Source organism: Ruegeria sp. AB6, from assembly GCF_056542685.1.
The window spans coordinates 18,701-41,565 of record NZ_JBQGAD010000017.1 but is presented as its reverse complement, the minus strand read 5'-3'; the positions used below and the strand labels follow the sequence as shown (position 1 = coordinate 41,565).

The following is a 22,865-nucleotide window of genomic DNA, read 5'->3' as shown; positions in this document are numbered from 1 at the left end:
ATCAAAACGCGGCGTAAATTGAAACTACAGCGAGCCTGAGCCTCCAAAGCCAATCAACCGCTCGTGTTCCAAATCATTTGATGACAGACAGTTTTGACCGTCAGAGATTCAGGATCAAAAACGAATATTCGGCGCCCTTCATCGCTGAGTATCCATAAAGTTCTGGTCTTGCCGGACCAGGCGATCCCGCTGATGTCTAATTCGTCATCGTCGGCGCGGGATGAAACGAAACCAGCCTCAGCCGGTAATGGAACTACTCCAATAATTTCATCAATTTCCGAGGAAATGACGAGCAGAAGCCTTGGCTGGCCCTCAATGACTACGAATACTTGCCCAGAGTCTTGATCTACAGTGATCCCTTCCGGTCCCTTGTTCAAAGGGTTCTCAGCAAGCATTTCCGCAACTTTGCCGTAGCCCCTGAGTGAAGAAAGTGGAGTAGAATTGACTTTGATTGGGTCCGTAGGTTGGACCGTTACAATAGATCGGTCAGTTTCTTGTAACAGCAATACAGACCCATCATTTCTTCCAGCGACACCTTCCAAGTCTGCACCTAGAGTTTCTGGAAGTTTGAACGAATTCTTTAGCTCTCCATCTACTCCCAGAAGGTGCAGCTTCGATGCTTCATCGCTTACTGCCCACAAGAATCCATGAACACTGGAAAGCGACAATCCGGATGGCTCAGAAAAGCCCTCTGATTTGTCTGCCACTTTGTAAGACTCAATAAGTTCCAACATATCAGTCTGCGCTCTCACTGGGCTGGTTAACGCCAAAGTGTTGGCGACCACAGCAAGGCTCGCGCAAATTACCTTCGCTACTCTTCGTTTGTGCCGGTCATTTGACTGGTTCATTCGAGATAAATCTGCGCTTGTGTGGATCTGGTTCATATTCGATCAAAAATCGATGTTGTCCAACCTAACACAGTATTTTGCGGAAGTATGATGTTTGATCCCGCAAGGCTTTACCGAATGTAAATTCATAGGGTTGAATTAGTTTATGGGCGTGCGACTTGGTCGAGAGGTGTGGAGTGATTGCATCAAGTTACGCACTTTGGAGCGACTATTCGACGGTACAGCGGGAGGGAAAGACTTTTGAGTAAGCTGTTTTCAATAGCATCGGTCCTTTCGGCCGTGCTTTTGCCTAGTATTGGCTATTCTCAAATTGATCCTGCTTCCTTGCTCGCAGGAACGTCCGAATCAGAGATAGTGATTGAAAGAGGCTGGACTCAGTTCCGCGGAAAGCAGGAACTCTACTTCTTCACGCTAGACGTCATTGTAACGATCATTTTGACCGCTTTGATTGTTTATCATCCCGTACGACGTAAAGCACGCCGAAGTGTCAGCGATCTAGTTATGCCCAGACTGTTCTTCCTTTACGCGCTAATTGGAATGGCTGTGGGATTCCTGGTAGTCCAGCACGGGTCAATGATTGGGTTCGTTATTTTTGGCATCGGCGCGTTGCTCAGGTTCCGCTCCAATCTGGATGATCCGGTCGATACAGTCGAAATGATAATCGTAACGGTTCTTGGTCTTGCCGTCGGTTTGGGCTTACCGCTGATGGCCACTCTGGTGGCGATTGTGTGTTGGTGCTTCATTTGGCTCGGAGGGCGAAACAAGGGCGTGGAAGTTTCGCTCAAGGCTTCGGATGAAGAACACTCATTGAAAGTCAGCCGAGACATTGAAGCCATGGCCGCAGACGCTGGCTGGAAGCTTGTCAGAAAACACCACGTCCCAGGAAAATCTCGCGTTTCGTTGCTTTTCATCACCTCAGGAGGACTTTCAGAAGCCCGGATCGAAGAGATGATTAACGATCTGGTCCCAGAAAAAGTTGAACTGAAACTCAACCTCTAGTCATTTGACAAGGTCTAAGCGTTTCAACACCGCATTCGGAGATCTGATCTCTTTCGGGAGCGACTTGAAATTTACCGACCTTTCGAAATCAGGCCCTCGATATACTGCTATCCCAAACTCTCCGTTTGGCTGGAACGTAACATGAGTGAAGCTGTGAGGTGATCTGGCTTTTGAGCCAATAAGCCGTCGCGGGCCACCTCCCAAACAAGCTTGAGAGACGTAAGCTACCCCGTCTTTCCAACCGGGATAGAAGGCATGGTGGTGGCCTGAAAGATGCAGAACGACACCGCTTTCCAAATAGATTTTTTCAAGTGTTGGGTCACCGATGATTTCGCGTTCGCGCTGGATCGCGAACGGCCAAAGTGGGAGGTGACTGAAAGTGACAATCGGGTCTCCGTCTGCACCCAGTTCCTGTAGGCGGTCCTGCTGGTCACCGGACAGGGGTCCTAGGGTTGTTGCATCCAGAGACGCAAACGTAATGCCCTGCATCTCAAATGCGTAGAAGAACGGGTAGTCATTTGAAACCAAGAAATCGACGTCTGGTTTTCTCGGAGTCCATTCCGCTGCGTATATTTTTCTTTCACGCTCGAACCCACTGTAGGCGGAAGCATCATGGTTTCCAGGCGTGACCGCAAATGGAATTCCGGCAGCCGCTAGAGGATCTGATACGGCCACGTGAAACGCCTTCCACATCTCCCTGACCTGTTTGTCGGACAAGTTGGGAATGCGCTGTCCCGCAACCATGTCTCCGGTCGAAATCACCAAATCGGGATCAATCTCGACTATCCGCTTAATCGCCTTGTGGACGCGGGCATCGTATTTCACCGAACCATAGCTGCCGTTCAGATCCGATATGACGATAACATCCAATGCCGCCGCTTTGCAGGCGAGCAGAGTGGTCCAAATGAACGCCGCAAAAAGGGTGGAAAGCTTACGGGGCATTACAGTCCACAGCCTCTACCTCGGTGTCGTTTCTCAAAAAGAATGCGACAGGATCCAAGTCGAACATCAAATCACCATTAGAACAATTGTCCTGGAGAATGGACGTTGCCAGCTCGGTGTTTTTCACAACTTGGGCAATCTGCCTATCTGACAACCCAAAGCTTTGCGATAGCCAGTCATAGACCGAGCCTTGGGTTTGAAGGTCACTATTCAATGCAACCAAGCTCCGATATGTGCTTGGAGAGAAGTGGCGAATTTTCTCCAGCATTTGTGTAGATTTCGCGAAGTTGGCATACTCGACACGCCCACCAGCATCGTTGTCGTTTAGATTGCTGCGACGGATCAATAACGCGTCGGCGGGAACGTCTCCATCGTTTGGCTCATGGTGCTTGGCTTTCTTATGCTTCAGCTTTCCGTCTTCGACCCAATACCAATAGGGTGTGAAGTCTATGTTTCCTACGCGGTCCTGCTGGCTAAAGATGAAATCGAGGAGAACAATCTCGGTAAGTTCTTGCATCCAAAATGCCATCTGTTGTTCGCTGACATCGGGACCGAGATCCTTGTTGATCATCCGGTCTCTTCGACCTTCTCTGACGCCCTCTGCGATTGCCTCTGACAATGGTTTTGAAGAACGCAAAGCCAAGAAAGCGGGGGTTTCCTGAAAATCACGGTTTTGTCCTTTTCCCCAACCAGATTTGCGGGTGCCGTTGATTTCCGAGCCGTATCGATGTCCAGGGCTCTCAAGCAGAACACCATATATTTGCGTTCGATCTGCGGTGAATAGATCATCGGTCGGTTGGTATGAGTCCGGGTCCGCATCCGCAGCTGCGAAGACCCGCCAGCCTTCGTGGTTCATGCGCCCGCCATGAGAGCCACCGGAAATCGCAAGGCCGGGCTCTGCGACCTCGGAAAAATGCGCCCGGGCGTCCATGCTGCGCCAAACGGCGACTGGGACTTTGACAGTCGCGTCGAAATATCTGGAGAAATGATAGTAAAGCAACGACGAGGTGGAAAAGGTTCCACTGGTGCCTTTTTGGTTCATGGTGGACTTGAATTTAGCCACCCTATCCTTGGCCAGATCTTTCGCGGCCTTCCCCTCTTTGCAAGCGTTTCTCTCGAACTCAGAACGGTTCCCCGTGTAGGGTCCTTCCGAAATATCGTAGACTGCCGTTCCTGGGCTGGTGCTCCAGGTTTTTGGGCAAATAGCAATTTCAGAGGCATAGAAATCGATCTCGCAATAGGCCGTTTCTTCCTCAAGATCGCTTTTTCGATACTCGCCCGTTGGAACTTTTTCGATCCGAATGCAGCGTTCCGTAACACCATTGGGACTATCAAATGTCGTGGCTTCACCGAGAACATCGTCGCTCGCCCACAAGACAGTGGGTGTAATGAAAGCAAGTGACCCCAGAAGATTGAACTTCATTTGGATAGTCCTCCTGGTATCATTTAGGGCAAATCGCTGCCTGTTGTTCGGCGGAGATTTTCAACTTTGGGTCGACACTGAAATTGGAGAATTTTGAATCAATCCACTGGTCACACCCGCCCGAACAAGGCGCCCCGTTTCGGGCATCATTCCAATATTCCTTGGCCCTTTCTTCCGTCCAACCGCAAAACTGAACGAGCGCCATTGCCGACAATGCCCCCGAGGAATGAACGCCCCACATGCAGTGCACCAGGACAGGGCCTTTTCCAGGGTTTTCAATCACTTCGTGTATGGAAGCCATAACAGCACCGGGTCGGGAGGATCTGGCGCTTTGATAGTCAAGTGATCCGTTTCCACAACTGGTGCGACCGTATTCAGTGTTTTTGCCAAAGTCAGCATAAAACCCGGTTGAAAACCCTTCATTGCACAAAATTTCGCGTTGTTTTTCACTCAGGCCCGTTCGGTCCTTGTCGCCGCCTTTGAAACCAGAGCGATACAATACTCCGCTTAAGACTGGGCGAAAGAAAGCGACACCATCAACGCCTCCGTCACCCCCCCTTGAAAGCATTTGACTGTTGGTTGGACCGCCATTTCGACTGGTCACGTCAGAGTTCGCAGCGGTTGCGAGAATACCAATGAATATGAGGGACGCAAAAAACCGCATGCCAACTCCTTTCTATTCTTGAACCACTGATGCCCAAACCTTTGCGACCTGATAGTCTCTCGGAAAGGCTAATTCACGACGACCATATCAAGTGGGCAGTTAGCTTTCCGCTGTGAAACTTTAAATAGGCCACACCAGATTGATGATAACGACGACCACGAAGTAGGCTAGAAAAACTTTCCAATTCCATTGGTGCTTGTTTTCTTCGTTGATCACGCCAGCCGATTTCAATGCCAGGTTAGTGATGATTAAGGCGACTACGATGACCGCCGCGTGTGCCAGGTCGAAATGCAAGTTTGAGCTCCTTTTTCAAGATTTGGGATTGATGGAAATTTGTCAGCAGTCACCTGATGGCAGCATAGCTACTTCTGAGTACCTTCCCTCAGACGTCGTAATCCGAGCACATGCACCAGTATCCTTGTTAAACCAGTACGAGGTCAGACCTTCGCTTCGGATGAGTTCAAATCCGAGACTTTGGATGCCCATTTCAGCTTGGCCCGCTCTTGCCCCTTCAAATGACGAAAGATCGCTAGCGCTGCCCACAGTTGGTGCACTTGCATCCACCGATCCGTCACTTTCGCCGCATGCTGCAAGCGCAGCAGTACACGCCGTGCCGATCACCAACAGGAACTTGGATTTCATCTGTTTTTCCTAGCTTCTTTGGGAATACATTTCCGGGTTTCTGGTTGATCACTTATTCAATTCCGAAAATTACGTTGTAGTCGACGGAAGAGTTGCTGCGATTGATAACCTCCACAACATGATCACCAGATTGCCAAAGCTGCCCTCGATACTCCTTGTCCGCCGACATCAATCCCAACAGTTCAGAACCATCGGGGTTGCGAATAACGTAGTCCAAGGAGCCATTTCGCGGAGCAACGCGGACGTAAAGAAACTGTTCGTTTTTGGCACCCAGAACGTATTGCTGCGACGCTCCGGGCGCGAGTTCACCGACGAGTTCTGCGCCAGTTGAACCAGAATCAAATTTGACACGTTGGCTACCAGTAGACCCGGCTGCGCCTGCCATGGCTCCTCCTCCATCATCCATCGCCTCGACAACCGACATCTCGCCGATGCTTCCATCCTTGTACGCGATGCAGCGCCAAAGTGTTCCGCCTGCGTCTCGCAGCATGACGAGCGTACCAGCTTCCGAGAACTGAGAGCTTTCAATCGTTCCGGATTGACCGTCTGGTCCACCAACCTGCCGCAAATGGTCGATACAAGCGTCGTCTGCTTCAGACATTGCAAAAGCAGCTGTGCCCGCGATTGCGAACATGGGTGTGAAGAGTTTGATTAATAAGGGTTTCATCAGATGGTTCCCTGTTAGTTTGTTCTTACAGTTTTGTTCCGTACAAAGCGGAACTTCACTTCGCTTCTTGTAACTTTGACAGAAACTCATCGCATGCCTGTGCGCTGCCGACGATCTCGCCCGTCGTTTCAATTCCTTGCAGTGATGCCATTTCGGAATTTACGCGGTTGAGGATCTGATCCGCTTGCTCGGCGGTGATCAGGTTCTCGGCTTGTGCTCCTTTCAATGTGGAGCAGACACCGGCGGACAAACCTGTCGCAACGCCGACACCCATCGCGGCCCCGCCACCCAAGGTCATCGCCCCAACCACGCCTAAGACGAGCCCGATCACAATACCCAAGATCACTTTTCCCATGTTTTCCTCCTTTTTGGTGAGACAGAGCTCCGCCTTTACTTCTGGCGCAAACTGCGTGCCCATTTGCAAATTAAGACCAAGGCCAACAGGTTGAGCACGGGTGCAATCGCTGCGAACCACGGTTTGACTGGCTCTGAAACCAAGTCCGATACAAGTATCCAAGGCAATCCCAACGGCAAAAGGAACACCCCAGACAAAGGGTCTCTTTCTTGTTCAAACCAGCCAAATGTACCCGTCAAGAACACAAACAAAGCCAGCAGGTAAAAGATCGCGAATACGATGGTGGTTATTCTACAAACCAAGTCGAACTTTCCGAAGAGTGAGCCAGGGCTGCGCGGCCGTGTTCAGCTACGCAACAGACTGGTCATAGTGCGCCTTCGTCGCCCAAGAACTCGATACCAGCTGTCGCGCCATCACTGTAAGCAATGCAATTCCAAGGAGCACGATCCTCGCCAACCCCGACAGTGACTTGTGTTCCCGCTTCGCTGAACGCAGACGAGAGCACCACGACTTGCGTATTGTTCGTTGTGTTGGCTACATCCCGCAAACATGCTTGCTGTGCTGGTGTCAGGTCTGATGACGCAGTTGAGCTGCCAGTGTCTTCACATGCTGCAACAGTCAGGGCCCCTAAAAGTAAAGCGGTGGGCGTCAATATCTTCTTCATTGTCGTTACCTCTATGGTTCCAACTAATACTTGGCCAAAGATGCAAAACAAAATCAACTATTTGATTGTGTCGGGATTTTTACATGATAGCGGATGTCAGGCTGTGACAACTTGTTTTGATACCTAAGGTCTTTCGAGCAATAGATCCATTTTAACTTCCGCTTTGGGCTCGATGCGGCCATTCTTTGCGGCAAGCATGGTTGGCTGGTCGCAGCCCAAACCAGACATTCAACAGCGATGTTTGTTGATCCCGAGGAGCGGATTGGTCCGTTCATGCAACGATGCTACCAAAAGTGGAAACCGCGCATACAGCCAGTATCCGGGATATGAAAACCTTTCTATTCGGGCAATCCACCAGCAACCATCGCACCAAAATACCGGTCCTGGTCCTCAGTATGCATAAAGGGTGTGTTTCTGTGTGTAGAAACACGGAAGTCCGGCCGGATTTCGAGTAATTTCTTTGCTTCAACCTGTGCATCTTCCAGACGTCCCATTTCAGCAAGAGTTGCGACCAAGATACGGCGCGGAGGAAGCGACTTTGGATAAGTTGAGATACCGGTTTTTGCCAGCAGAATTGCCTGTTTGTAATCTCTGATTAAGAAATGAGAAAGGGCCGCGTTAAAATTGTACCAGCCGGGATAACGCGGGTTGACCTTTTTTGCCTTGTTGTTCCACTCAATCGCTTCGGCTGGCTCACCCATAAGCGACCGTAGAAAGCCCATACCATATAGAACCTCAGGATCATTGGGGTTCTCCCGTATTGCCCGCTGAAATGCCTGGTATGCGAGTTGATGATCGTGGTCAGCAAACAAATGTAGCTGGCCCAAGCGGTGTTGAACGCGATAGTCCGATTGATCCAGTTCTAACGCACGCTGTGCGTGCCTGCGGGCTTTGTTCAGCGCGGTTTCTGGATCGTCCGACCCACCAAAGCGCCAAAGACTAAGGTAGCGACCGCTCAATTCAATATGTGCAGAAAGGTAGTCTGGATCGAGCACTATGGCTCGTTCCAGTAGTTCAATTGCCTCTTGCCGACTCGCAGTATTCAGCAGCTTGCTTTTGGCGACAGCCCTCAGAAAAAGTTCATACGCTTCTAGATCATCGGTTGGCCGTTTCCTAAGCGAAGCGATTTCTTCTTCCTCAACTACAATTTTTAGGGTGGATGCGATTTCCCGAATAAGGTCGGCCTGAGCGGAAAACAATTCTTCGACGCCAACGTCATATTGTTCCGACCATAGAGCGTGCCCCGACTCTGTCTCTATCAGTGTTGAGTTAATCGAAATATTCTCGCCAACGCTCTGAACGCTACCTGACAGAACATATCGCACACCGAGCTCTCGACCTATTTCTCGCGGTTTGGCCAAGCTGTCCGCAAAGGTAATCGAAGTAGAACCAGCAATCACAAATAGCTGTGGAAACTTCGAAAGCTGCGTCGTGATTGCTGCTCCAAAACCTTCTGCCAGATAGCCGACCTCTTCAATTTTTGAGCGGTTCTCAAAGGGCAAAACGACGATGGACGGTTCGTCTGGGATGGCAAGCGCAAACTCCTCTTGTTCGGTCAGGGGTGCCACATCTCTGGATCGCCACCATACGACCGAAACCAGCACCAAACAGATGCATGCTGCACCGATTAGAGTTGGCACCCACTTGGATATCGTTGGTTTCGTATGCGCAATTGGTTTTGATAAAGCCAAAGCCTTGGCCTTGTCATCCAGAACGATTTCGAAGGCTCGGACTGGTCTCTCTATGTTTTTGACTTCGGTCTCACCCAGATCCTCGAAATTCAGATCCAGCTTGTCCTGTACCTGGTCCCTTACGCTGCGGTGAATGCAAATACCTCCAGGCTCAGCCAAGCCTTCAAGTCGAGCGGCGACATTGACGCCATCACCATAAATGTCTCCATCCTCGGCAATTACATCTCCGATATTGATGCCGATCCGAAACACAATTCGTTCGCTTTCTGGAACGTCCGAATTTCGAGAGAGCATTTCGTTTTGAACAGAAACGGCAAATTTCATTGCCTGTACGGTGCTTTCGAACTCCAGTAGAGCACCATCACCTATCAATTTGATCGTCTTGCCACCATAACTCGCCGCAAAGGGGTCAATGAGTTCAGACCGATGCGACTTTAGTGCTGCCAGCGTCGCTGCCTCATCGCGTTCCATCAGTCGCGAGTAGCCCACGACGTCAATACTCAAGATAGTGGTAAGGCGGCGTTCCACTCCCGTTCTCCCCTAGACCCAAGATTATCCATCCTGATCTATTGAATCCATAGTTCTGCTATTCGCCCTATACCAAATCGCATATTTGAGGCGCCGGTCAGGCTTCGACAAAGTCAGATTTTTCATGACGGAGACCAAGCATGGTAACCAATAGACGCTGACACTGTGTGGGCGATGAGGTGGTGCGTGGCGGTGTGGAGTATTCGTCATGCAAGCTTTAAATCTACCCGTCATTCGAGTTGGCCGATCTGCGTGGAACAAAGGTCGGGTTATTGGCCAGAAGCGCCCGCTTTTGCCAAGGCATGTCTGGGCAATACGCGTTCGCTTAGAAATTTCAGAAGATCATAGGAACTTAGCACTCTTCAATTTAGCAATAGATAGTAAGCTCCGTGGTTGCGATCTTGTTCGCCTTAATGTTGCAGACGTATTTGCCGCTGGACAAGTAAAGGAACGCGCGTCTGTCAACCAAAGCAAGACAAAGATACCCGTTCGTTTTGAAATTAGTAGTGGTACGCGAAACTCGCTTTTGAATTGGCTGAAACAACCTGCGATGAAAAGATCCGAGTACTTGTGGCCAGGGCGTTTTCAGCATCGGCTGCATATTTCTACTCGTCAGTACGCGAGGTTGGTTCAGTCATGGGTCGCTTCGATTGGGCTTGATCCCAGCCAATATGGGACCCATTCAATGCGACGCACAAAAGTGGCGCAGATTTATCGTAGAACAGGTAACTTGCGAGCCGTGCAGCTATTGTTTGGTCACACCAAGATGGACAGTACAGTGCGTTACCTGGGTGTAGACATCGAAGACGCACTCGCCATCGCGGAAGCCACCGAGGTGTGATCCATCAGGCCGCTTTCGAGCGGCCTTTTTTGCACGAACCCCGAGAGTAGAACTATCAGCCCAAAGCGGACACCGAAACAAGCTATGCAGATTCCGAGTTGCGGACAATCCAAACGTCCCGGCAAACCTACAGGCCAATCAAAATGGTTTCAAAAGAAATGCCATCGCCGGCTTGAATAGTCGCCTCGCTGATTTTCACTGCCTAACGCGAATAGACAAGCAAAACCGAGGTCAATCTAATCAAAGTTGAGATTTTTCGGTCAGAGTCTTTTTTAATGTCTCAGACGGTAGCTCTCCGAACATTGATTGGTATTCTTTCGCAAAGTGGCCACCAGAAAAGAAGCCATGCATGAGTGCTGTGTCCTTGACCGACCTTGGTGTTGATACAACGTCTAGGAGATGCTCTCGGACAGAAGTCAAACGTCGCTTCAATATGTATTGCCAAGGCGATTCACCAAAAATCTCGACAAAGTTCTCGTGAAGTTGGCTTCGCCCCACACCAGCAACTCGACACAGAGTTGAGATCGTTAGTTGGTCCGCAGGGATACGTGTGATCGCGCCCCGCGCCAACCTAACATTCTTGAAAGCTGCCTTGTCTAGAACATGTGTACAATCGGAAAGTAGGTTCAACGACAATATCCATTGCGCGATCTGAGCAAATAATTCGCTTTCTACTCCGCGGCTCATTCCAAATCGCCGCCCCCCTTGATCAAGAGGTGAAGCGTTTTTGAAAGTTCGGCCAGTGATCTTTGATAGATTCTCAGCCGCCGCTAGACCAATTTGAAACTTGTTGTGCCCTTGGGGTAGCTCATCGTAGGTGCGCCTACTTAAGGAAGCGACTTCTCTCGTCATTCGACGGCGCTCGAAAGCAATGAACAGCACTTTCCGATCCTGACCCACGTTGCAGTACTCGTGCTCCCCGTCGAGCAGATAGACATCACCTGGATCGGAGTACCAACCATTTACGCGGTAATCCCCGTCCCAAGAAAGTGGCAACATTAGTGCCATCAAATCCTGCCTTCCGAGCACTGTCCAAGAAGACCGGGCTTTACTGGACGCAGTATTTACAAAACTGTTTTCTCCGTAGATCCAACAGTCCTTTAAATTGATGTCACCTGGACCCAGCTGTACAAGCTCTGTTTCTCGAACCGGCGCATTCGTGAAGTGTTGTGCAAAACTCTTTAACGGTCGCAACTGCATAAGAACTCTCCAAGATGCGTGAAACCCATAGGACCAAACTTAATGCGCGGTCTGAAAAAATTAGTACACCGGATAAATTGAATACTATTTCATCGCGAGAATTTCGCCTAACCAAATAAGCTGTTCCCGAAATATTGTCGAAAGCGAAGCGGATTGAGGCTGCCGAACAAAGGATTTCGGAGCCAGATTTTTTTTGCAATCCGTTAGGTGAAAAATGCCGCGATCTCGCGGATTAGAGGTGTCTTCGTCACTTCAAACTCCAAGCACATTGGGTCGATTGCGCACCAAGAACATCGAAATGTTATTGAAATATAAGGAGAAATAGTATGAAAGCCCCATTGCTTCCTTACAAATCCGCTTTCCGGCCGGACAGGCGTGATGTATTGAAAACCGGGTCGCTTGCTGCTGTGGGGGCTCTTTTGCTTCCCTATCGAACAGCTATTGCCCAATCTGATGCAGCAGACGTGATTTTCAGTGGCGGCAGTATCCTTACGATGGACACCTCCAACCCGAAGGCAGAAGCGCTGGCAGTCCGTGATGGGCGGATCATCGCTGTTGGTAGCCAAGATGAAATCGACGCGCTGACTTCCAGCACGACACGCATCATTGATCTTGACGGCAGAACGCTAATGCCTGGCATGATCGACAGCCACGCGCATTCATATTCGGTGGTCAAGGACGACTTCATTATTATAAGTCCGACCGAAGTAGCCAGTTTCGACGAGGTAATGCAAAAACTGAACGAAGGTGCCGCCAAGTTGAAAGAAGGCGACTGGCTTCTGGCCGCTGATTATGACGGCGTCGTGACCCCCGGCGGAAGACAGTTCACTCTTGAAGATATGGACCGCATCGCCCCCAACAACCCGTTCTTGTTGCTGGAAGGAAGTGGTCATGCAGCTTATGCTAATTCACTTGCCTTCAAAATCGTTGGAATCGACGAGAACACTCCGGACCCAGTTGCGGCTCGCTACGTTAAAAACGACAAAGGGGAACTCACTGGTCGCTTGGAAGAGCTCCCGACTTTTGGCCCGTTTCTGAACGCTGCCCAACAACTGACCGATGAGGATATGGAGGCGCGAACAATCCGTTTTTTCAACTCGGGTGCCAAGGTCGGAATTACCACCTTTGGTGATCCAAGCGTCGGTCAAAACAAAGGCATAGAAGACCTCAGATTATTTGAACGCATCAAGGATCGCGCGCCGGTGCGGACGCGCGCCTTTCTAGTTTCAACCCTGATGGACGAATGGGCCGAAAACGGAATCGGTATGGGCTACGGCGACGACAAGATGCGCGTTGCCAAGATGAAGGCGTGGTCAGATGGCGCAACGCAGGCCTACAGCTCTTACTTGCGCGAGCCCTACCTTGGCACGGACAGCCGTGGAGCACTCAACTACACGGAAGACCAACTATACGAGGTGGTCAAACGGGCACATGGGGATGGTTTTTCTCTTGCCGTTCATGGCAACGGTGATGCGGCTATAGATCTAGTACTACGCGTGTACGAGCAGGTATTGGCGGAGAACCCGCGCGACGATCATCGGCACCGGATTGAACATTGCAGCGTCGGCCATCCTGAGCAGTACGACAAGATGAAGGAACTCGGTGTTTCGCCAACTTACCTGTCCGGCCATATTCGATGGTGGGGCAAGGCATTCCGAGATAATCTACTTGGTCCAGAAAGGGTCGAGTACTACGATGCCGCCGCCACAGCCGTTGAAAAAGGCATCCCGTTCTCAATGCACAGCGATTACTCGGTATCGCCGTTAGGTCCTCTGCGTTGCGTCCAAGACATGGTGACCAGAGTCATGGCAGACGGTGGGGAAGTCTTCGCGCCCGACCAGCGTATTCCAGTAGAAGAAGCACTTAAAGGTGTTACGACGCATGCGGCCTGGCAACTGCATATGGATGACATTGCGGGGAGTTTGGAAGTCGGGAAATACGCTGATCTCACGGTTCTTGAAGACGACCCGACTTCTGTTGACCCAATGCAAATAGAAAACATCAAAGTAAGTGGAACCTGGCTGGAAGGCAAAGAGACCAACGAGGCGTGATTGGATCGCCTCATGACAAACAAAATCATTCTTGGGAGGTCAAGATGATAAAACGTCTGTTTATTGCGGCCCTATCAGGCGCAGTATTGTCCGTCGTCATGGCCGCTACGACTGTGTACGCCTGTGCATTTCATAATTACATCCCGCAAGACACGGTGGTGGACAAGTTACTACGCAGTCAGGAAATTGCACTGGCAGTTCCTGTTATCGAAGATCCAAATGATCCGTTGCGGTATGATCCGATTGCAGCAATTGGCGCAACGCCCGAAGATATTGATATCCCTCAGCGCGTGGACGCAACCGCAATTCAGAGGCTTGGAAAAAATCCGAACGCTTACGCAATTTTCGGTCGAGAGAAGTACGGTGCTTGGACAAGAATTGCACTTGTCGACGGAGAATTGATCGCAGTCTTTGATCAAATCATCGCTCGAATTGAGGACTGGCGTGGAGGGGATGAGAATGATCGGTTAGTTTTTTTTGGCGCCTTGTTGGGCCACACCGACATTCGCATTCACCAGTTGGCGCTCCGTGAACTTGACCGCGTGGAATATGGGACGTTGAAAAATCTAGGATTGAGCATCCCAGCGGAAGCAATCACCTCTGGATTGTATGTCGTCTCTGATCCGACACTCTTACCGATACAGGTTCTTCTACTTGGTCTTTCTAAAGACAGTGACGTCCAACGGCCCTTGCAAGCAGGGCTTAAAGTCTATTCAGCAAGGCCTGGTCCTGCCTTCGGTGCCTTCGCTACCGCTTTTGTCGAGCATGGTGGGCCAAGCGCCGCTACTGAGTTGTCGATGCGCTACTTGGCAGATGTGACACTTCCGCTTGAAAACCGGGAACTGATTGTTGAGGCATTCGCGATTCACAGTCTTTCCGGGGATGAAGAAACGCAAAATGTTGTTCGAGGCGCTGTTGCGACGGTGTTGCGGAATGAACCATCGATTGCCCCGGTTGTTGCTCGTCAATTCGGAGGCCGTGAAGAATGGAGCCAAGCCAAGCTGCTTGCCGACCTCCTAAAGGCTGGGCACTTAACCTCGCCAGAAGATATCATTGCGGTGCGCGAATACGTGTCTCTGGCGGGTGAAGCACGGGCCTTGAAGATACAATAAGAAATTCGCGCGCAGAAAGCCGCCAGAGCGACAGAGTCCTTTACCGCAAACGACGCTGACACTGTGCATCATTTGACCCGAAACGGGTTCGGGATGACTCAAGCGCCCAGATATCGTTTTCTGGAAGATTTGGAAGATGGTCGTCTTGTTGAAGTCCTGCCGGATACGCCGCCATCCCCAACCCAGCTGGCTGCGTTTTACCCACAAAACCGACAACTCTCACCGCGCGTCCGGGTTTTCCTCGATTGGATCGTTCGCGTTTTCGATAAGGCCGCACGTCGACCAAATGTCTAGGGCCGTCAGCTCGACTTTGCAAAGTCAGCTTTCTGCGCATCGCTGACATTGGTGCTTTCAGCAACATCGGTTGGTTTGGGCTCGAAGCGGCCATTCTCCGCAGCTTGCATGTTTGGCAGGTCCAGCCCGAAGCAGGCATTCACAGTCAAGCTTTTCAGTTTTGCACCAAACCGTTCACTAGGACATGCGCGACGTTCAGGAAATCATGTTGTCTTTTCCAAGCAGCGTAATTTGCGTTACCAATAGACATGAATGGAGACCGCAGACTTTCCGCAGTACTCTCGGCAGATGTAGTAAACTACTCAGGCCAGATTAAGGCAGATGAAAATAGGACTCTCAGCGAACTTCGTGTTCTACGTCGAGAGTTATTTGATCCTTTGGTTAGCGATCATCGAGGTAATGTCGTTAAGAGGATGGGTGATGGATGGATAGTCGAGTTTAACTCGGTATCTGATGCAGTACGATGCGCCCTTGATCTTCAAAGCCAGGTGTCGACTCAGTCCTCATTGAAACTACGAGTGGGTGTGCATCTTGGAGATGTCGTATTCGACGAAGATGACATTTTCGGCGATGGCATCAATCTATCTGCACGTCTACAAGAGGCTTCCAACGAAGGGGCTGTGTTAATTTCAGATGTCGTCCATCGCAGCCTTGACGAGCGCCTCGCTGAGCAATTTTATCGCGCTGGAGAGCGACAGTTTAAGAACGCGCCGTCACCAATAGAAGTTTTCCAATGGTCGCCGCCAGGTTCTGCCCCACCGCGAGTAACTCCGGCTAGCCATACAAAGTCTCTGCTAATCGGCGTCTTACCTTTCGATAATCTTTCTTCTGACCCGGATCAGGAGTTTTTTGCAGATGGAATTACCGAAGAGATCATCACCACTTTATCAAAACTCCCGAATTTACTAGTCGTCGCGCGTAACTCTACATTCGTCTACAAAGGTCGCTCCGTTGACGTGAAACAGGTCGGTCTGGAGCAGGGTGTCGATCTTGTTCTTGAGGGAAGTGTCCGTCAAAGCGGTAACCGGGTGAGGATCACAGCACAGCTAATCGATGCAAAGTCCGGCATGCATATTTGGGCAGACCGCTATGATCGCCTCATTGAAGATGTATTCGAAGTTCAGGATGAAATCGCACTTAGGATTGCAACCGAGCTTCAAGTCGAACTGTTGGCGGGAGAAATGGCTCGTTTCAGAGGATCCGGCACAAATAACCTAGGCGCGTGGACTGCTCAACTAAAGGCCGTTGAGGCTTCGCGCAGAATTACCAGGGAAGCTCAGGCCGACGCTCGCCGATTTGCACAACAGGCAATTGCACTCGATCCGGGTTACTCGGCTCCGTATTGTACTTTGGGATTCATTTGCACTGTCGAAGCACGACATGGATTTGTTGCTGACCGGCGTGCCGCGCTAGCGGAGGCTCGTGACTGCGCTCAGCGGGCTCTGGAAATAGACAGCTACAACCCAGAGGCTCACGCTATTGCGGGTTTTGCGGATGCAATCGATGGCAAGCTGGTTTCGGCTATCGAGAAGTTCAACGAGGCACTAGCGCTGAATCCAAACCACGCTGACGTGGCTGCCAGACTGTCAATCACCCTAGCTTTCAATGGCCAGGCAAATGAAGCGATCCAAGTCGCACAACAAGCCATTACCCTGAACCCTCACTATCCAGGTTGGTATGCAGGCGTTCTGGGTTTAGCCCTTCGACTCGACGGTCAATACGAGGAAGCCAAGAAAGCATTCACCGAATATGGTCAAAGGGTTGAAGGCTTTGGTCACCTCGACCTCGTAATCGTCCATGTAGAGACGGAGAACCTTGAGGCCGCTCGCGATGAAGCACGGAATGTGATGAAATACCGCCCTCAGTTTTCCATATCGGACTGGGCGAATACTCAACTTTTCTCTGACAGAAAAAGGCTGGAGAAAGACTGTGCGTCTTTGCGACTAGCCGGTTTGCCTGAATAGAAGCAGGGTTTCGCTGTAGCAGGATGGTTTGTGATGGAAACCAATCTCACACGTTTCCGATTTGGGTTCGTGATGGCCTTGCGCTTCTAGGCGCCTTGGCGGTAGGCCGCAGCCCAAACCGGATACTCACAAATGGGCCTAGCAATTTCCCAGTAGCAGACTAAAGCTGCCCTTCGCGGTTAAACAACCAAGTTGATAATTTGGGCCGATTATCCGTAGGAACTTGAAGCTTAATTTATTTGATCACGCGGGCTTTATTAGTGTTTCCAGATATGCCCGGGTGTCGGCATCCCACGAGCTGGGGTCCTCTCCATGAGCGACCACCGCGTGGAGCTCCATGAGTTTCCATACTTCATCTTTGGTCGCTGCGATCACTTTCCCTGGGCAGGCCTCCATGCCTTCGCAATCCTTGCAGGCATATGAATAAGCAGCGTTCATCGCTTTCTCCTCTGTTCGCTCGGAAAGTTATCTAGAACTCAGGAAACGTCGGCAGCCCGTCGTCAAGTTTTATCCATGGCTGCTGATGTGAAACAAAAATATGGGCTTTGGGTTGTGCAATCGATGGGTCGTCCAACGTCACAGCAGAAAACCACGCATCAGCGCTCCAGTCTTGGCCCTCGACTTCATTTAAGGCGGCATAGGTCAACGTCGTTCCACAGTCCCGACAAAACCCGCGGCGAATACCCGGAGTTTTCTCAATGTGTTGGATTTCGCCTTTGATAACTGCGAAGTCTTCCGCTGCTACTTTAGCCCAAGTTACAAAGGCACCGCCAAGGGCCATTTGGCATGAACGGCAATGGCAATGACCCGACCAAGCTGGTGGGGTTGCTAACTGGTATCGAACAGCACCACAGTAACATCCACCTTGAAGTTTTTTCATCGTATCAAGCCCTCATGACTTGCGGCTAGGTTTACATCGATAATGAGGCATCTGCTCTAATACCCCATGATTTAAGAACAGATTTCACTGTGAATAATGTCAAGAATCCCGATATCATGCGACTCAAATAGTCTAACGAAACTTTAGAAAAACTATAGTATGGATTGGTTGCACCTTCCCCCGATGAATGCTTTGCGCGCCTTCTCAGCGGTTGCGAAGGCTGGGAGTTACACCGTGGCGGCTGAACGCTTGAACGTGACCCAAGCGGCTGTCAGCCAGCAGGTGAAATCGTTGGAAAGGCATTTGGGTGTAGCTCTTGTTGCTAAACGTGGGCGCAGCATTGAATTGACAGAGCCTGGCATCATTCTTGCGCGTGAACTGGGTATCGGCTTTGAAATCATTGGAAGGGGTGTCGAACGACTGGCAGAACACACAGCGCAGCGTCCCGTTCAAGTAACAATGTCACCAGCATTCGCGGTGGAGTGGCTGTTGCCGAGAATGGCAGAGTTTCAACGTGAACATCCAGAGATCACTTTGATGCTGAACCCAACTTCGGAACTGGTTCAGATAGGACCAGGTGGTATCGATGTCGCCATTCGGTATCACGACAGACGCATGCCGAGAAAAGAAGAGGATACTGTCCTTGTTTCCGACATGGTCGTGATCGGGGCACCTTCACTGGTGGAAGGCCAAGATCTGCGTGACCCAGCCTCTTTAACGAAGCTGCCCTGGTTGCAGGAACTGGGCACCAACGAGGCGGCTGACTGGTTCACCTATCACGGGGTTATTCCTGCCGAACCATTGACCATAAATCACATGCCGGGGAACCTGATCATGACTGCGGTTCGCCGGGGTGACGGTATCACGTATACCGCCAGAGCTTTTTTCGAGGACGATCTATCATCTGGTCGGATGATTGAATTGTTCTCTGAGCCTCTCTTCGGCGTCTATTACATCCAGACGCAGGCAGAATTTCAGCGCCCCGAGGCTAAGGTTTTCGTCAATTGGCTAAAATCTCAGTCGCAAGTCGTATCGAGACACAACTCTGCAAGCTGAGAAGCTTCTATTGACCCCGGCGTGTTTGCTCAACACCGTTGGTTTCGCCTTTTTTAAGGCTGCTTTGTAGAGGAGCCCGCTGCGATCAGAGCCGCCATCCCTCCATCGATGAACTGCACGTTTTGAAAACCCATCGCAGTCAATACATTTGCCGCTGCCGCGCCTCGATAGCTCGGAGCTCCGCCACAAGTGGTGAAAATTCGCCTTCCACGATCCTGTAACTCTTGAGATCTGTATTCACTTTCAAGGTCTGCCATCCAAGCGACGGCGCGACCAGGAGCCGGAATTGCTCTCGGGCTGATACCTGTGGCCGCCATTTCAGCGCTATCCCTTACGTCCACCACAAGTGCGTTGGGGTCTTCGATCAGTACTGCCAGCGCGTCAGTTGCTGAAATTGGATTTGCTTTGGATATTTCCTGAGTTTCCATTTGTGCGAATGTTAAGACCATGTTGCCCCCCGACTGCAAATCCTACGCGATGCTACCATGCGGCTGATTTACCGCAAAACGGCATCCAAGCGATGATTGCCGGTCTTGTGGTCGCCCAGACGGTTGCCATCAACGAAGTTAAACAAGTCCCGATCAACGGCAGAAGCGGGCCTCGCAATTGCCCCAGCCATTGCTGTTGATCCGAGATTACTCGGCGGCCAACGCCTTCTGCCTGCAATAACACGACGCCTTTATCGGCACCTCGGCGCGGGCAGCGGCCTTGTCCAGTTGTAGCTTAATGTGGGCGGCTTCGACCGTTTCACCGCGCCGGGCGAGACATTCGTGCAAGCCATGCAGGCTCCAGACGTTGCCCGGATGCTGACAGGCCCGGCTAAGCGTTGCATCCAGGCCAAGGTCTGCACGGTAAACAGCTTCGGCTTCCTCCATCTGGCCCTGCTCAAGAAGAAGAGCACCCAGCGCATGACGGGTGGGTTGCATCCAGCCCCAGGGCTCGTCGTACGGCAAGTTGTCGTCGATCTCGACTGACTTTCGCAGGTGGTCAAAGGCCGTTTCGTGCTCTCCTGCGTGATAGGCCAACTCACCCAGCATCATTTGCTCAGCGACCTTCAGAATGTCCCGGCATGTGTTGTTGAACAGCATTCGGGTCTCAGGAACTCTGGCCAGAGCATCATAGAACTTGGCTTTTTCACTCTCGGCTTCGGCGACCCTGTGTAGGTTGGCCAAGGCAACCGTCCTTGCATACCGCATCATGGCGATAGTGACGCTGTAGAGCTCCGCATCTTCAGGTAACTCCTGATCAAGGATAGCCTGCCAGCGTCCAAACCTGATCAATACATGTTGTTTCATAGGAATGAACGCCTCGAACCAATCAGCCATTGGCCGAAGTGTCTCTGAAGGTAAAGTTTCGACAAGCTCATCAGCAGCTTCCAGTGCTGCCGATGGTTGCCCTAAAAACATCGCTCCGTAGATTTTGAAGTGGTAGTTGTGACACCTGTAAACGGAATAGAAGTTGTCAGGGCCTTCGCGTTCCATGAACTTTCGATCTGCCAATATGGCTTTGTGATTGCGCAGTACCACGTTCATGTAGTCTCCGCACAACACGTCGATATGGGTCGGCATGTGCAACAAATGCCCGGCCTCGGGCACCAGCGTGCTGAGCACATCGCCGTGACGCAGTGCCCGTTCGGGGTGGGGCGACATTTCCATCAGGTGAATGTACATGTGCAGGAGTCCTGCGTGTTCCCATGCTCCGGGGAGTGTATCAAATGCAGTTTCGAGGACTGCTATGGCTTCAAGTGTATCGGCTCCATCCGCTGGTTTCCCAGTCGGCAAATCCCAAAGCTGCCAAGGTGTCCGGTTCATGAGCGACTCGGCCAGAATCGCAGACACGTCCAGATCCTGATCGAATTCAGCCTGCACCTTTCGCATCGCATCAGCGAATGCATCATTCCATGGGCTGAAATCCTCGATATCCGATGAGGATGGATAACGCGCTGGAATGGCTTCGATGAGCGCGCGTTCAACAGGCGTCAGTTTGTCCTTTAACGATGCAGCAGCCTCGATTGACGCTTTTGCCAAGGCGATACAGTCAGGCTTCTCGTCTTCTTCGAATGTTTCCCAGGGCTTGTTGTAGTTCGGCCCAATGCAATACGCGATGCCCCAGTGCGCCATTGCGCAATTTGGATCCGCAGCCACGGCATTCTGAAAGCATACAATCGCTTCTTCGTGGTTGTACGCGTAAGTCCAAGCCAAACCACGATCAAACCAAAGCTGGGCTTCGTCCGACGAGGTTGTGATCTTTCGGCTGTAGCTACCGAGATCATAGTATTCCATCACAATAACCCCCTAATTAAAGGTAGGAGGTTACCACAATGGGCTGTTTCTCGATACTGGCGACATCAAAGCCGACCCAAGGCATAGACCCGACTTATATGAGCCCCATTTGATCGAAGCACTCTTCTTGGCGACTGACCAACTTATCGGCTACGTGAGTGACGCGTCGTCCAATCCATCCACAGTAGCCCACCGACAAGACCACAAACACCGCTCGCACACCTAAGACGGGCTTTTGACAAAGCTGATGTCGGCAGTCAGGTTGGTCTTTTCCGCCAACTAACACTTTTGGGGCCTGGTAACGTCGTGCGACAGCTTCTGTTCTAACTGGCGTTGAAAACGTGTAATTTGCGCTCATTGCGGGCGTCAAAAATACGGGCACACTATTCTTCTAGCGTGGCAACTGCATGGTCGTGAGAGGTATGCGGTCGATGCATGTTGAGGATACGTCGAGCTTCATTCGATTTTCCCGATATTGCCAGCGCATGCGCCAATGAAAACTCAATAATATCGCGTTGCGCCCGGCTACCACCAAGGCGTTCGTGCTCAGACATGACACTTACGAATTTCTCAATCGCTTCGTCCGCGTTTCCATCCGCCACAGCACGGAATGCGCCTGCTACCGAAGCAACGGTGGGGCCTGCGGGTCCCTTTGCGCCGTCAATGGTTGCTTCCAGACGCTCTCTGTTTCCAGCCATCGCATGCGCAAGAGCAGCGTGAACATCCGCAAAAGCCAAGCCTGGTGAAGGAAAGAACTGAACAGCATAGTCGCTGAGTTGTTGCCAACGCTCCTGAGGAATTTGCTCGCCAGCCAAAAAGGCGCGGTGAACAATTGCCACACTATCAGTCAAAACGTTCAGTGGTGGCGCAGGAGGTCGGTCGGGGGAAACATAATCATCGAACAGCTTCCACATACCTGCCACATCGCCGCTCTCAAGCGCCCACAGAGCGACGTGCCAGCTGAGATGGCAGTGCAGATACGCTGTGAAGGGATAGTCTTGCCAGAATTCGCGCAGATAAGCGTAGCCAGCGTCCGTCTCCCCGTTCTCATAGTAGAGATGGGCCCTGACATGTGCACTGTGTGCGCTGTCTGGCTTCAACTCAAGCGCGCGCTCGATGTTTTCCGCGGCCGGGCCGATCTGTCCGGCCTCCATCTGGGCAAATGCATGCTGGCAGAGAAACCACCAGTCGTCGCCATAGTGCGGCTTCAACATGGTTGTGTACGCAAGCTGCTCCGCCTCGCGTCCAGCCTGACCTGAAAACCCTATTAAGCCAAATACGCTGGTACATGTCTGAGCAAGCAAAATATCTCGCGGATGGTCTGTGACGTGATCCCGGATGCGCCTGTAGGCCTGCGGTGCACGCCCCTCAATGAGATCGCTGATAATGTCGATCTGGGCGGCTTCGCGCGGGCTGACACCATGCGACAGTTCCTTTGCGACGGCTATTTGACGCTTTGCATCTTGTCCACGCCCGACGGTAACAAGGTAGCGCGCAAGCCCGACATGGGGCATGGCAAAGCTATCATCTGCCTGCATTGCAGAACGGTAAGCTCCTTCAACATCATCAAAAGCACCCAGAAATCGGTCGATGCCTTCAACGTAGGCGTCTCGCGCAGTTTGTGATGTGGTCGTTAGCGGGCTTCCGTACCGATCTTCAAGCATCCAAACCTTCCACTTTCTGTACCAAACCTGTCCGTCAGTGAGCTATATGAGCATGCCTACCCATAAACGAGTCAAAGGAAATCGACGTTACGAGGCGC

At 51.3% G+C, this 22,865-nt stretch carries 23 protein-coding genes; 7 read left to right on the top strand and 16 right to left on the bottom strand.

Annotated features, from left to right (window positions below):
- Nucleotides 1-53: 53 nt before the first annotated feature.
- Entirely contained in the window at nt 54-734 is a 681-nt protein-coding gene (locus ACR0DB_RS21440) for an SdiA-regulated domain-containing protein (protein WP_480552863.1), read from the bottom strand.
- A gap of 354 nt (nt 735-1,088) precedes the next feature.
- Between ACR0DB_RS21440 and ACR0DB_RS21435 the strand changes: the two genes are divergently transcribed.
- Nucleotides 1,089-1,847, top strand: a complete 759-nt coding sequence (locus ACR0DB_RS21435) for a DUF4956 domain-containing protein (RefSeq protein ID WP_480552862.1) — start codon at nt 1,089-1,091, stop codon at nt 1,845-1,847.
- On the opposite strand, the gene ACR0DB_RS21430 is transcribed toward ACR0DB_RS21435, so the two are convergent.
- From ACR0DB_RS21430 to ACR0DB_RS21390, 9 genes are all read right to left on the bottom strand, one after another.
- The gene (locus ACR0DB_RS21430; protein ID WP_171210275.1) at nt 1,848-2,789 is read right to left on the bottom strand and encodes a metallophosphoesterase family protein; all 942 of its coding nucleotides are present in this window, start codon (nt 2,787-2,789) and stop codon (nt 1,848-1,850) included. It lies immediately after the preceding gene.
- Nucleotides 2,779-4,212 (bottom strand): hypothetical protein, encoded by a 1,434-nt coding sequence (locus tag ACR0DB_RS21425; protein WP_480552860.1) that lies wholly within the window; start codon nt 4,210-4,212, stop codon nt 2,779-2,781. The genes ACR0DB_RS21430 and ACR0DB_RS21425 overlap by 11 nt, the downstream gene beginning before the upstream one ends.
- A gap of 19 nt (nt 4,213-4,231) precedes the next feature.
- Nucleotides 4,232-4,876 carry a hypothetical protein gene (locus tag ACR0DB_RS21420; RefSeq protein WP_480552859.1) on the bottom strand — a complete coding sequence of 215 codons (645 nt, stop codon included), beginning with the start codon at nt 4,874-4,876 and terminating at the stop codon, nt 4,232-4,234.
- Between the two features lie 120 nt (nt 4,877-4,996).
- Nucleotides 4,997-5,170 carry a hypothetical protein gene (locus ACR0DB_RS21415; RefSeq protein ID WP_170355752.1) on the bottom strand — a complete coding sequence of 58 codons (174 nt, stop codon included), beginning with the start codon at nt 5,168-5,170 and terminating at the stop codon, nt 4,997-4,999.
- A 42-nt stretch (nt 5,171-5,212) separates the two neighbouring features.
- Complete coding sequence (locus ACR0DB_RS21410; protein ID WP_170465782.1) at nt 5,213-5,518, bottom strand: hypothetical protein; 306 nt, start codon at nt 5,516-5,518, stop codon at nt 5,213-5,215.
- Between the two features lie 52 nt (nt 5,519-5,570).
- On the bottom strand, nt 5,571-6,185 hold the full coding sequence (locus ACR0DB_RS21405) for a hypothetical protein (protein ID WP_170691816.1): 615 nt from the start codon (nt 6,183-6,185) through the stop codon (nt 5,571-5,573).
- 55 nt (nt 6,186-6,240) lie between these two features.
- Entirely contained in the window at nt 6,241-6,660 is a 420-nt protein-coding gene (locus ACR0DB_RS21400; protein ID WP_480552858.1) for a hypothetical protein, read from the bottom strand.
- A gap of 244 nt (nt 6,661-6,904) precedes the next feature.
- Nucleotides 6,905-7,204 carry a hypothetical protein gene (locus ACR0DB_RS21395; protein WP_480552856.1) on the bottom strand — a complete coding sequence of 100 codons (300 nt, stop codon included), beginning with the start codon at nt 7,202-7,204 and terminating at the stop codon, nt 6,905-6,907.
- Between the two features lie 338 nt (nt 7,205-7,542).
- Nucleotides 7,543-9,423 (bottom strand): tetratricopeptide repeat protein, encoded by a 1,881-nt coding sequence (locus tag ACR0DB_RS21390; RefSeq protein WP_480552854.1) that lies wholly within the window; start codon nt 9,421-9,423, stop codon nt 7,543-7,545.
- 208 nt (nt 9,424-9,631) lie between these two features.
- Between ACR0DB_RS21390 and ACR0DB_RS21385 the strand changes: the two genes are divergently transcribed.
- Nucleotides 9,632-10,264: a tyrosine-type recombinase/integrase gene (locus tag ACR0DB_RS21385; RefSeq protein WP_480552852.1), complete on the top strand. Its 633-nt coding sequence runs from the start codon at nt 9,632-9,634 to the stop codon at nt 10,262-10,264.
- 240 nt (nt 10,265-10,504) lie between these two features.
- Here ACR0DB_RS21385 and ACR0DB_RS21380 read toward each other — a convergent pair whose 3' ends face one another.
- Nucleotides 10,505-11,464, bottom strand: coding sequence for a helix-turn-helix domain-containing protein (locus ACR0DB_RS21380; protein WP_480552850.1), 960 nt, complete (start codon nt 11,462-11,464; stop codon nt 10,505-10,507).
- A gap of 326 nt (nt 11,465-11,790) precedes the next feature.
- Here ACR0DB_RS21380 and ACR0DB_RS21375 point away from each other — a divergent pair, with 326 nt between their 5' ends.
- The 4 genes from ACR0DB_RS21375 (at nt 11,791) to ACR0DB_RS21360 (ending at nt 16,885) form a co-directional block, all read left to right on the top strand.
- Nucleotides 11,791-13,515, top strand: a complete 1,725-nt coding sequence (locus ACR0DB_RS21375; protein ID WP_480552848.1) for an amidohydrolase — start codon at nt 11,791-11,793, stop codon at nt 13,513-13,515.
- Between the two features lie 44 nt (nt 13,516-13,559).
- Nucleotides 13,560-14,627 (top strand): hypothetical protein, encoded by a 1,068-nt coding sequence (locus ACR0DB_RS21370; protein ID WP_480552847.1) that lies wholly within the window; start codon nt 13,560-13,562, stop codon nt 14,625-14,627.
- A gap of 3 nt (nt 14,628-14,630) precedes the next feature.
- Entirely contained in the window at nt 14,631-14,921 is a 291-nt protein-coding gene (locus ACR0DB_RS21365; RefSeq protein ID WP_480552866.1) for a LysR substrate-binding domain-containing protein, read from the top strand.
- Nucleotides 14,922-15,169: 248 nt separating this feature from the next.
- Nucleotides 15,170-16,885 (top strand): adenylate/guanylate cyclase domain-containing protein, encoded by a 1,716-nt coding sequence (locus ACR0DB_RS21360; protein WP_253282942.1) that lies wholly within the window; start codon nt 15,170-15,172, stop codon nt 16,883-16,885.
- Nucleotides 16,886-17,128: 243 nt separating this feature from the next.
- Here the strand turns inward: ACR0DB_RS21360 and ACR0DB_RS21355 are convergent, their stop codons facing one another.
- Entirely contained in the window at nt 17,129-17,323 is a 195-nt protein-coding gene (locus ACR0DB_RS21355; RefSeq protein WP_170805199.1) for a DUF1059 domain-containing protein, read from the bottom strand.
- Between the two features lie 31 nt (nt 17,324-17,354).
- On the bottom strand, nt 17,355-17,765 hold the full coding sequence (locus tag ACR0DB_RS21350; RefSeq protein WP_171236556.1) for a GFA family protein: 411 nt from the start codon (nt 17,763-17,765) through the stop codon (nt 17,355-17,357).
- Between the two features lie 159 nt (nt 17,766-17,924).
- Here ACR0DB_RS21350 and ACR0DB_RS21345 point away from each other — a divergent pair, with 159 nt between their 5' ends.
- Nucleotides 17,925-18,821, top strand: a complete 897-nt coding sequence (locus tag ACR0DB_RS21345; protein WP_480552843.1) for a LysR family transcriptional regulator — start codon at nt 17,925-17,927, stop codon at nt 18,819-18,821.
- Nucleotides 18,822-18,874: 53 nt separating this feature from the next.
- Here ACR0DB_RS21345 and ACR0DB_RS21340 read toward each other — a convergent pair whose 3' ends face one another.
- The 3 genes from ACR0DB_RS21340 to ACR0DB_RS21330 form a co-directional block, all read right to left on the bottom strand.
- The gene (locus ACR0DB_RS21340) at nt 18,875-19,270 is read right to left on the bottom strand and encodes a rhodanese-like domain-containing protein (protein ID WP_058282238.1); all 396 of its coding nucleotides are present in this window, start codon (nt 19,268-19,270) and stop codon (nt 18,875-18,877) included.
- 186 nt (nt 19,271-19,456) lie between these two features.
- Nucleotides 19,457-21,103 carry a hypothetical protein gene (locus tag ACR0DB_RS21335; RefSeq protein WP_480552841.1) on the bottom strand — a complete coding sequence of 549 codons (1,647 nt, stop codon included), beginning with the start codon at nt 21,101-21,103 and terminating at the stop codon, nt 19,457-19,459.
- A 383-nt stretch (nt 21,104-21,486) separates the two neighbouring features.
- Nucleotides 21,487-22,767, bottom strand: coding sequence for a tetratricopeptide repeat protein (locus tag ACR0DB_RS21330; protein ID WP_480552839.1), 1,281 nt, complete (start codon nt 22,765-22,767; stop codon nt 21,487-21,489).
- Between the last annotated feature and the right edge of the window lie 98 nt (nt 22,768-22,865).

What these genes read in the sequence shown, in the direction of transcription:
- ACR0DB_RS21440 (WP_480552863.1), bottom strand. Translation starts at nt 734, where the DNA reads ATGTTGGAACTTATTGAGTCTTACAAAGTGGCAGACAAATCAGAGGGC.
- ACR0DB_RS21430 (WP_171210275.1), bottom strand. Translation starts at nt 2,789, where the DNA reads ATGCCCCGTAAGCTTTCCACCCTTTTTGCGGCGTTCATTTGGACCACT.
- ACR0DB_RS21425 (WP_480552860.1), bottom strand. Translation starts at nt 4,212, where the DNA reads ATGAAGTTCAATCTTCTGGGGTCACTTGCTTTCATTACACCCACTGTC.
- ACR0DB_RS21420 (WP_480552859.1), bottom strand. Translation starts at nt 4,876, where the DNA reads ATGCGGTTTTTTGCGTCCCTCATATTCATTGGTATTCTCGCAACCGCT.
- ACR0DB_RS21410 (WP_170465782.1), bottom strand. Translation starts at nt 5,518, where the DNA reads ATGAAATCCAAGTTCCTGTTGGTGATCGGCACGGCGTGTACTGCTGCG.
- ACR0DB_RS21405 (WP_170691816.1), bottom strand. Translation starts at nt 6,185, where the DNA reads ATGAAACCCTTATTAATCAAACTCTTCACACCCATGTTCGCAATCGCG.
- ACR0DB_RS21395 (WP_480552856.1), bottom strand. Translation starts at nt 7,204, where the DNA reads ATGAAGAAGATATTGACGCCCACCGCTTTACTTTTAGGGGCCCTGACT.
- ACR0DB_RS21385 (WP_480552852.1), top strand. Translation starts at nt 9,632, where the DNA reads ATGCAAGCTTTAAATCTACCCGTCATTCGAGTTGGCCGATCTGCGTGG.
- ACR0DB_RS21380 (WP_480552850.1), bottom strand. Translation starts at nt 11,464, where the DNA reads ATGCAGTTGCGACCGTTAAAGAGTTTTGCACAACACTTCACGAATGCG.
- ACR0DB_RS21375 (WP_480552848.1), top strand. Translation starts at nt 11,791, where the DNA reads ATGAAAGCCCCATTGCTTCCTTACAAATCCGCTTTCCGGCCGGACAGG.
- ACR0DB_RS21370 (WP_480552847.1), top strand. Translation starts at nt 13,560, where the DNA reads ATGATAAAACGTCTGTTTATTGCGGCCCTATCAGGCGCAGTATTGTCC.
- ACR0DB_RS21360 (WP_253282942.1), top strand. Translation starts at nt 15,170, where the DNA reads ATGAATGGAGACCGCAGACTTTCCGCAGTACTCTCGGCAGATGTAGTA.
- ACR0DB_RS21355 (WP_170805199.1), bottom strand. Translation starts at nt 17,323, where the DNA reads ATGAACGCTGCTTATTCATATGCCTGCAAGGATTGCGAAGGCATGGAG.
- ACR0DB_RS21350 (WP_171236556.1), bottom strand. Translation starts at nt 17,765, where the DNA reads ATGAAAAAACTTCAAGGTGGATGTTACTGTGGTGCTGTTCGATACCAG.
- ACR0DB_RS21345 (WP_480552843.1), top strand. Translation starts at nt 17,925, where the DNA reads ATGGATTGGTTGCACCTTCCCCCGATGAATGCTTTGCGCGCCTTCTCA.
- ACR0DB_RS21340 (WP_058282238.1), bottom strand. Translation starts at nt 19,270, where the DNA reads ATGGTCTTAACATTCGCACAAATGGAAACTCAGGAAATATCCAAAGCA.
- ACR0DB_RS21335 (WP_480552841.1), bottom strand. Translation starts at nt 21,103, where the DNA reads ATGGAATACTATGATCTCGGTAGCTACAGCCGAAAGATCACAACCTCG.
- ACR0DB_RS21330 (WP_480552839.1), bottom strand. Translation starts at nt 22,767, where the DNA reads ATGCTTGAAGATCGGTACGGAAGCCCGCTAACGACCACATCACAAACT.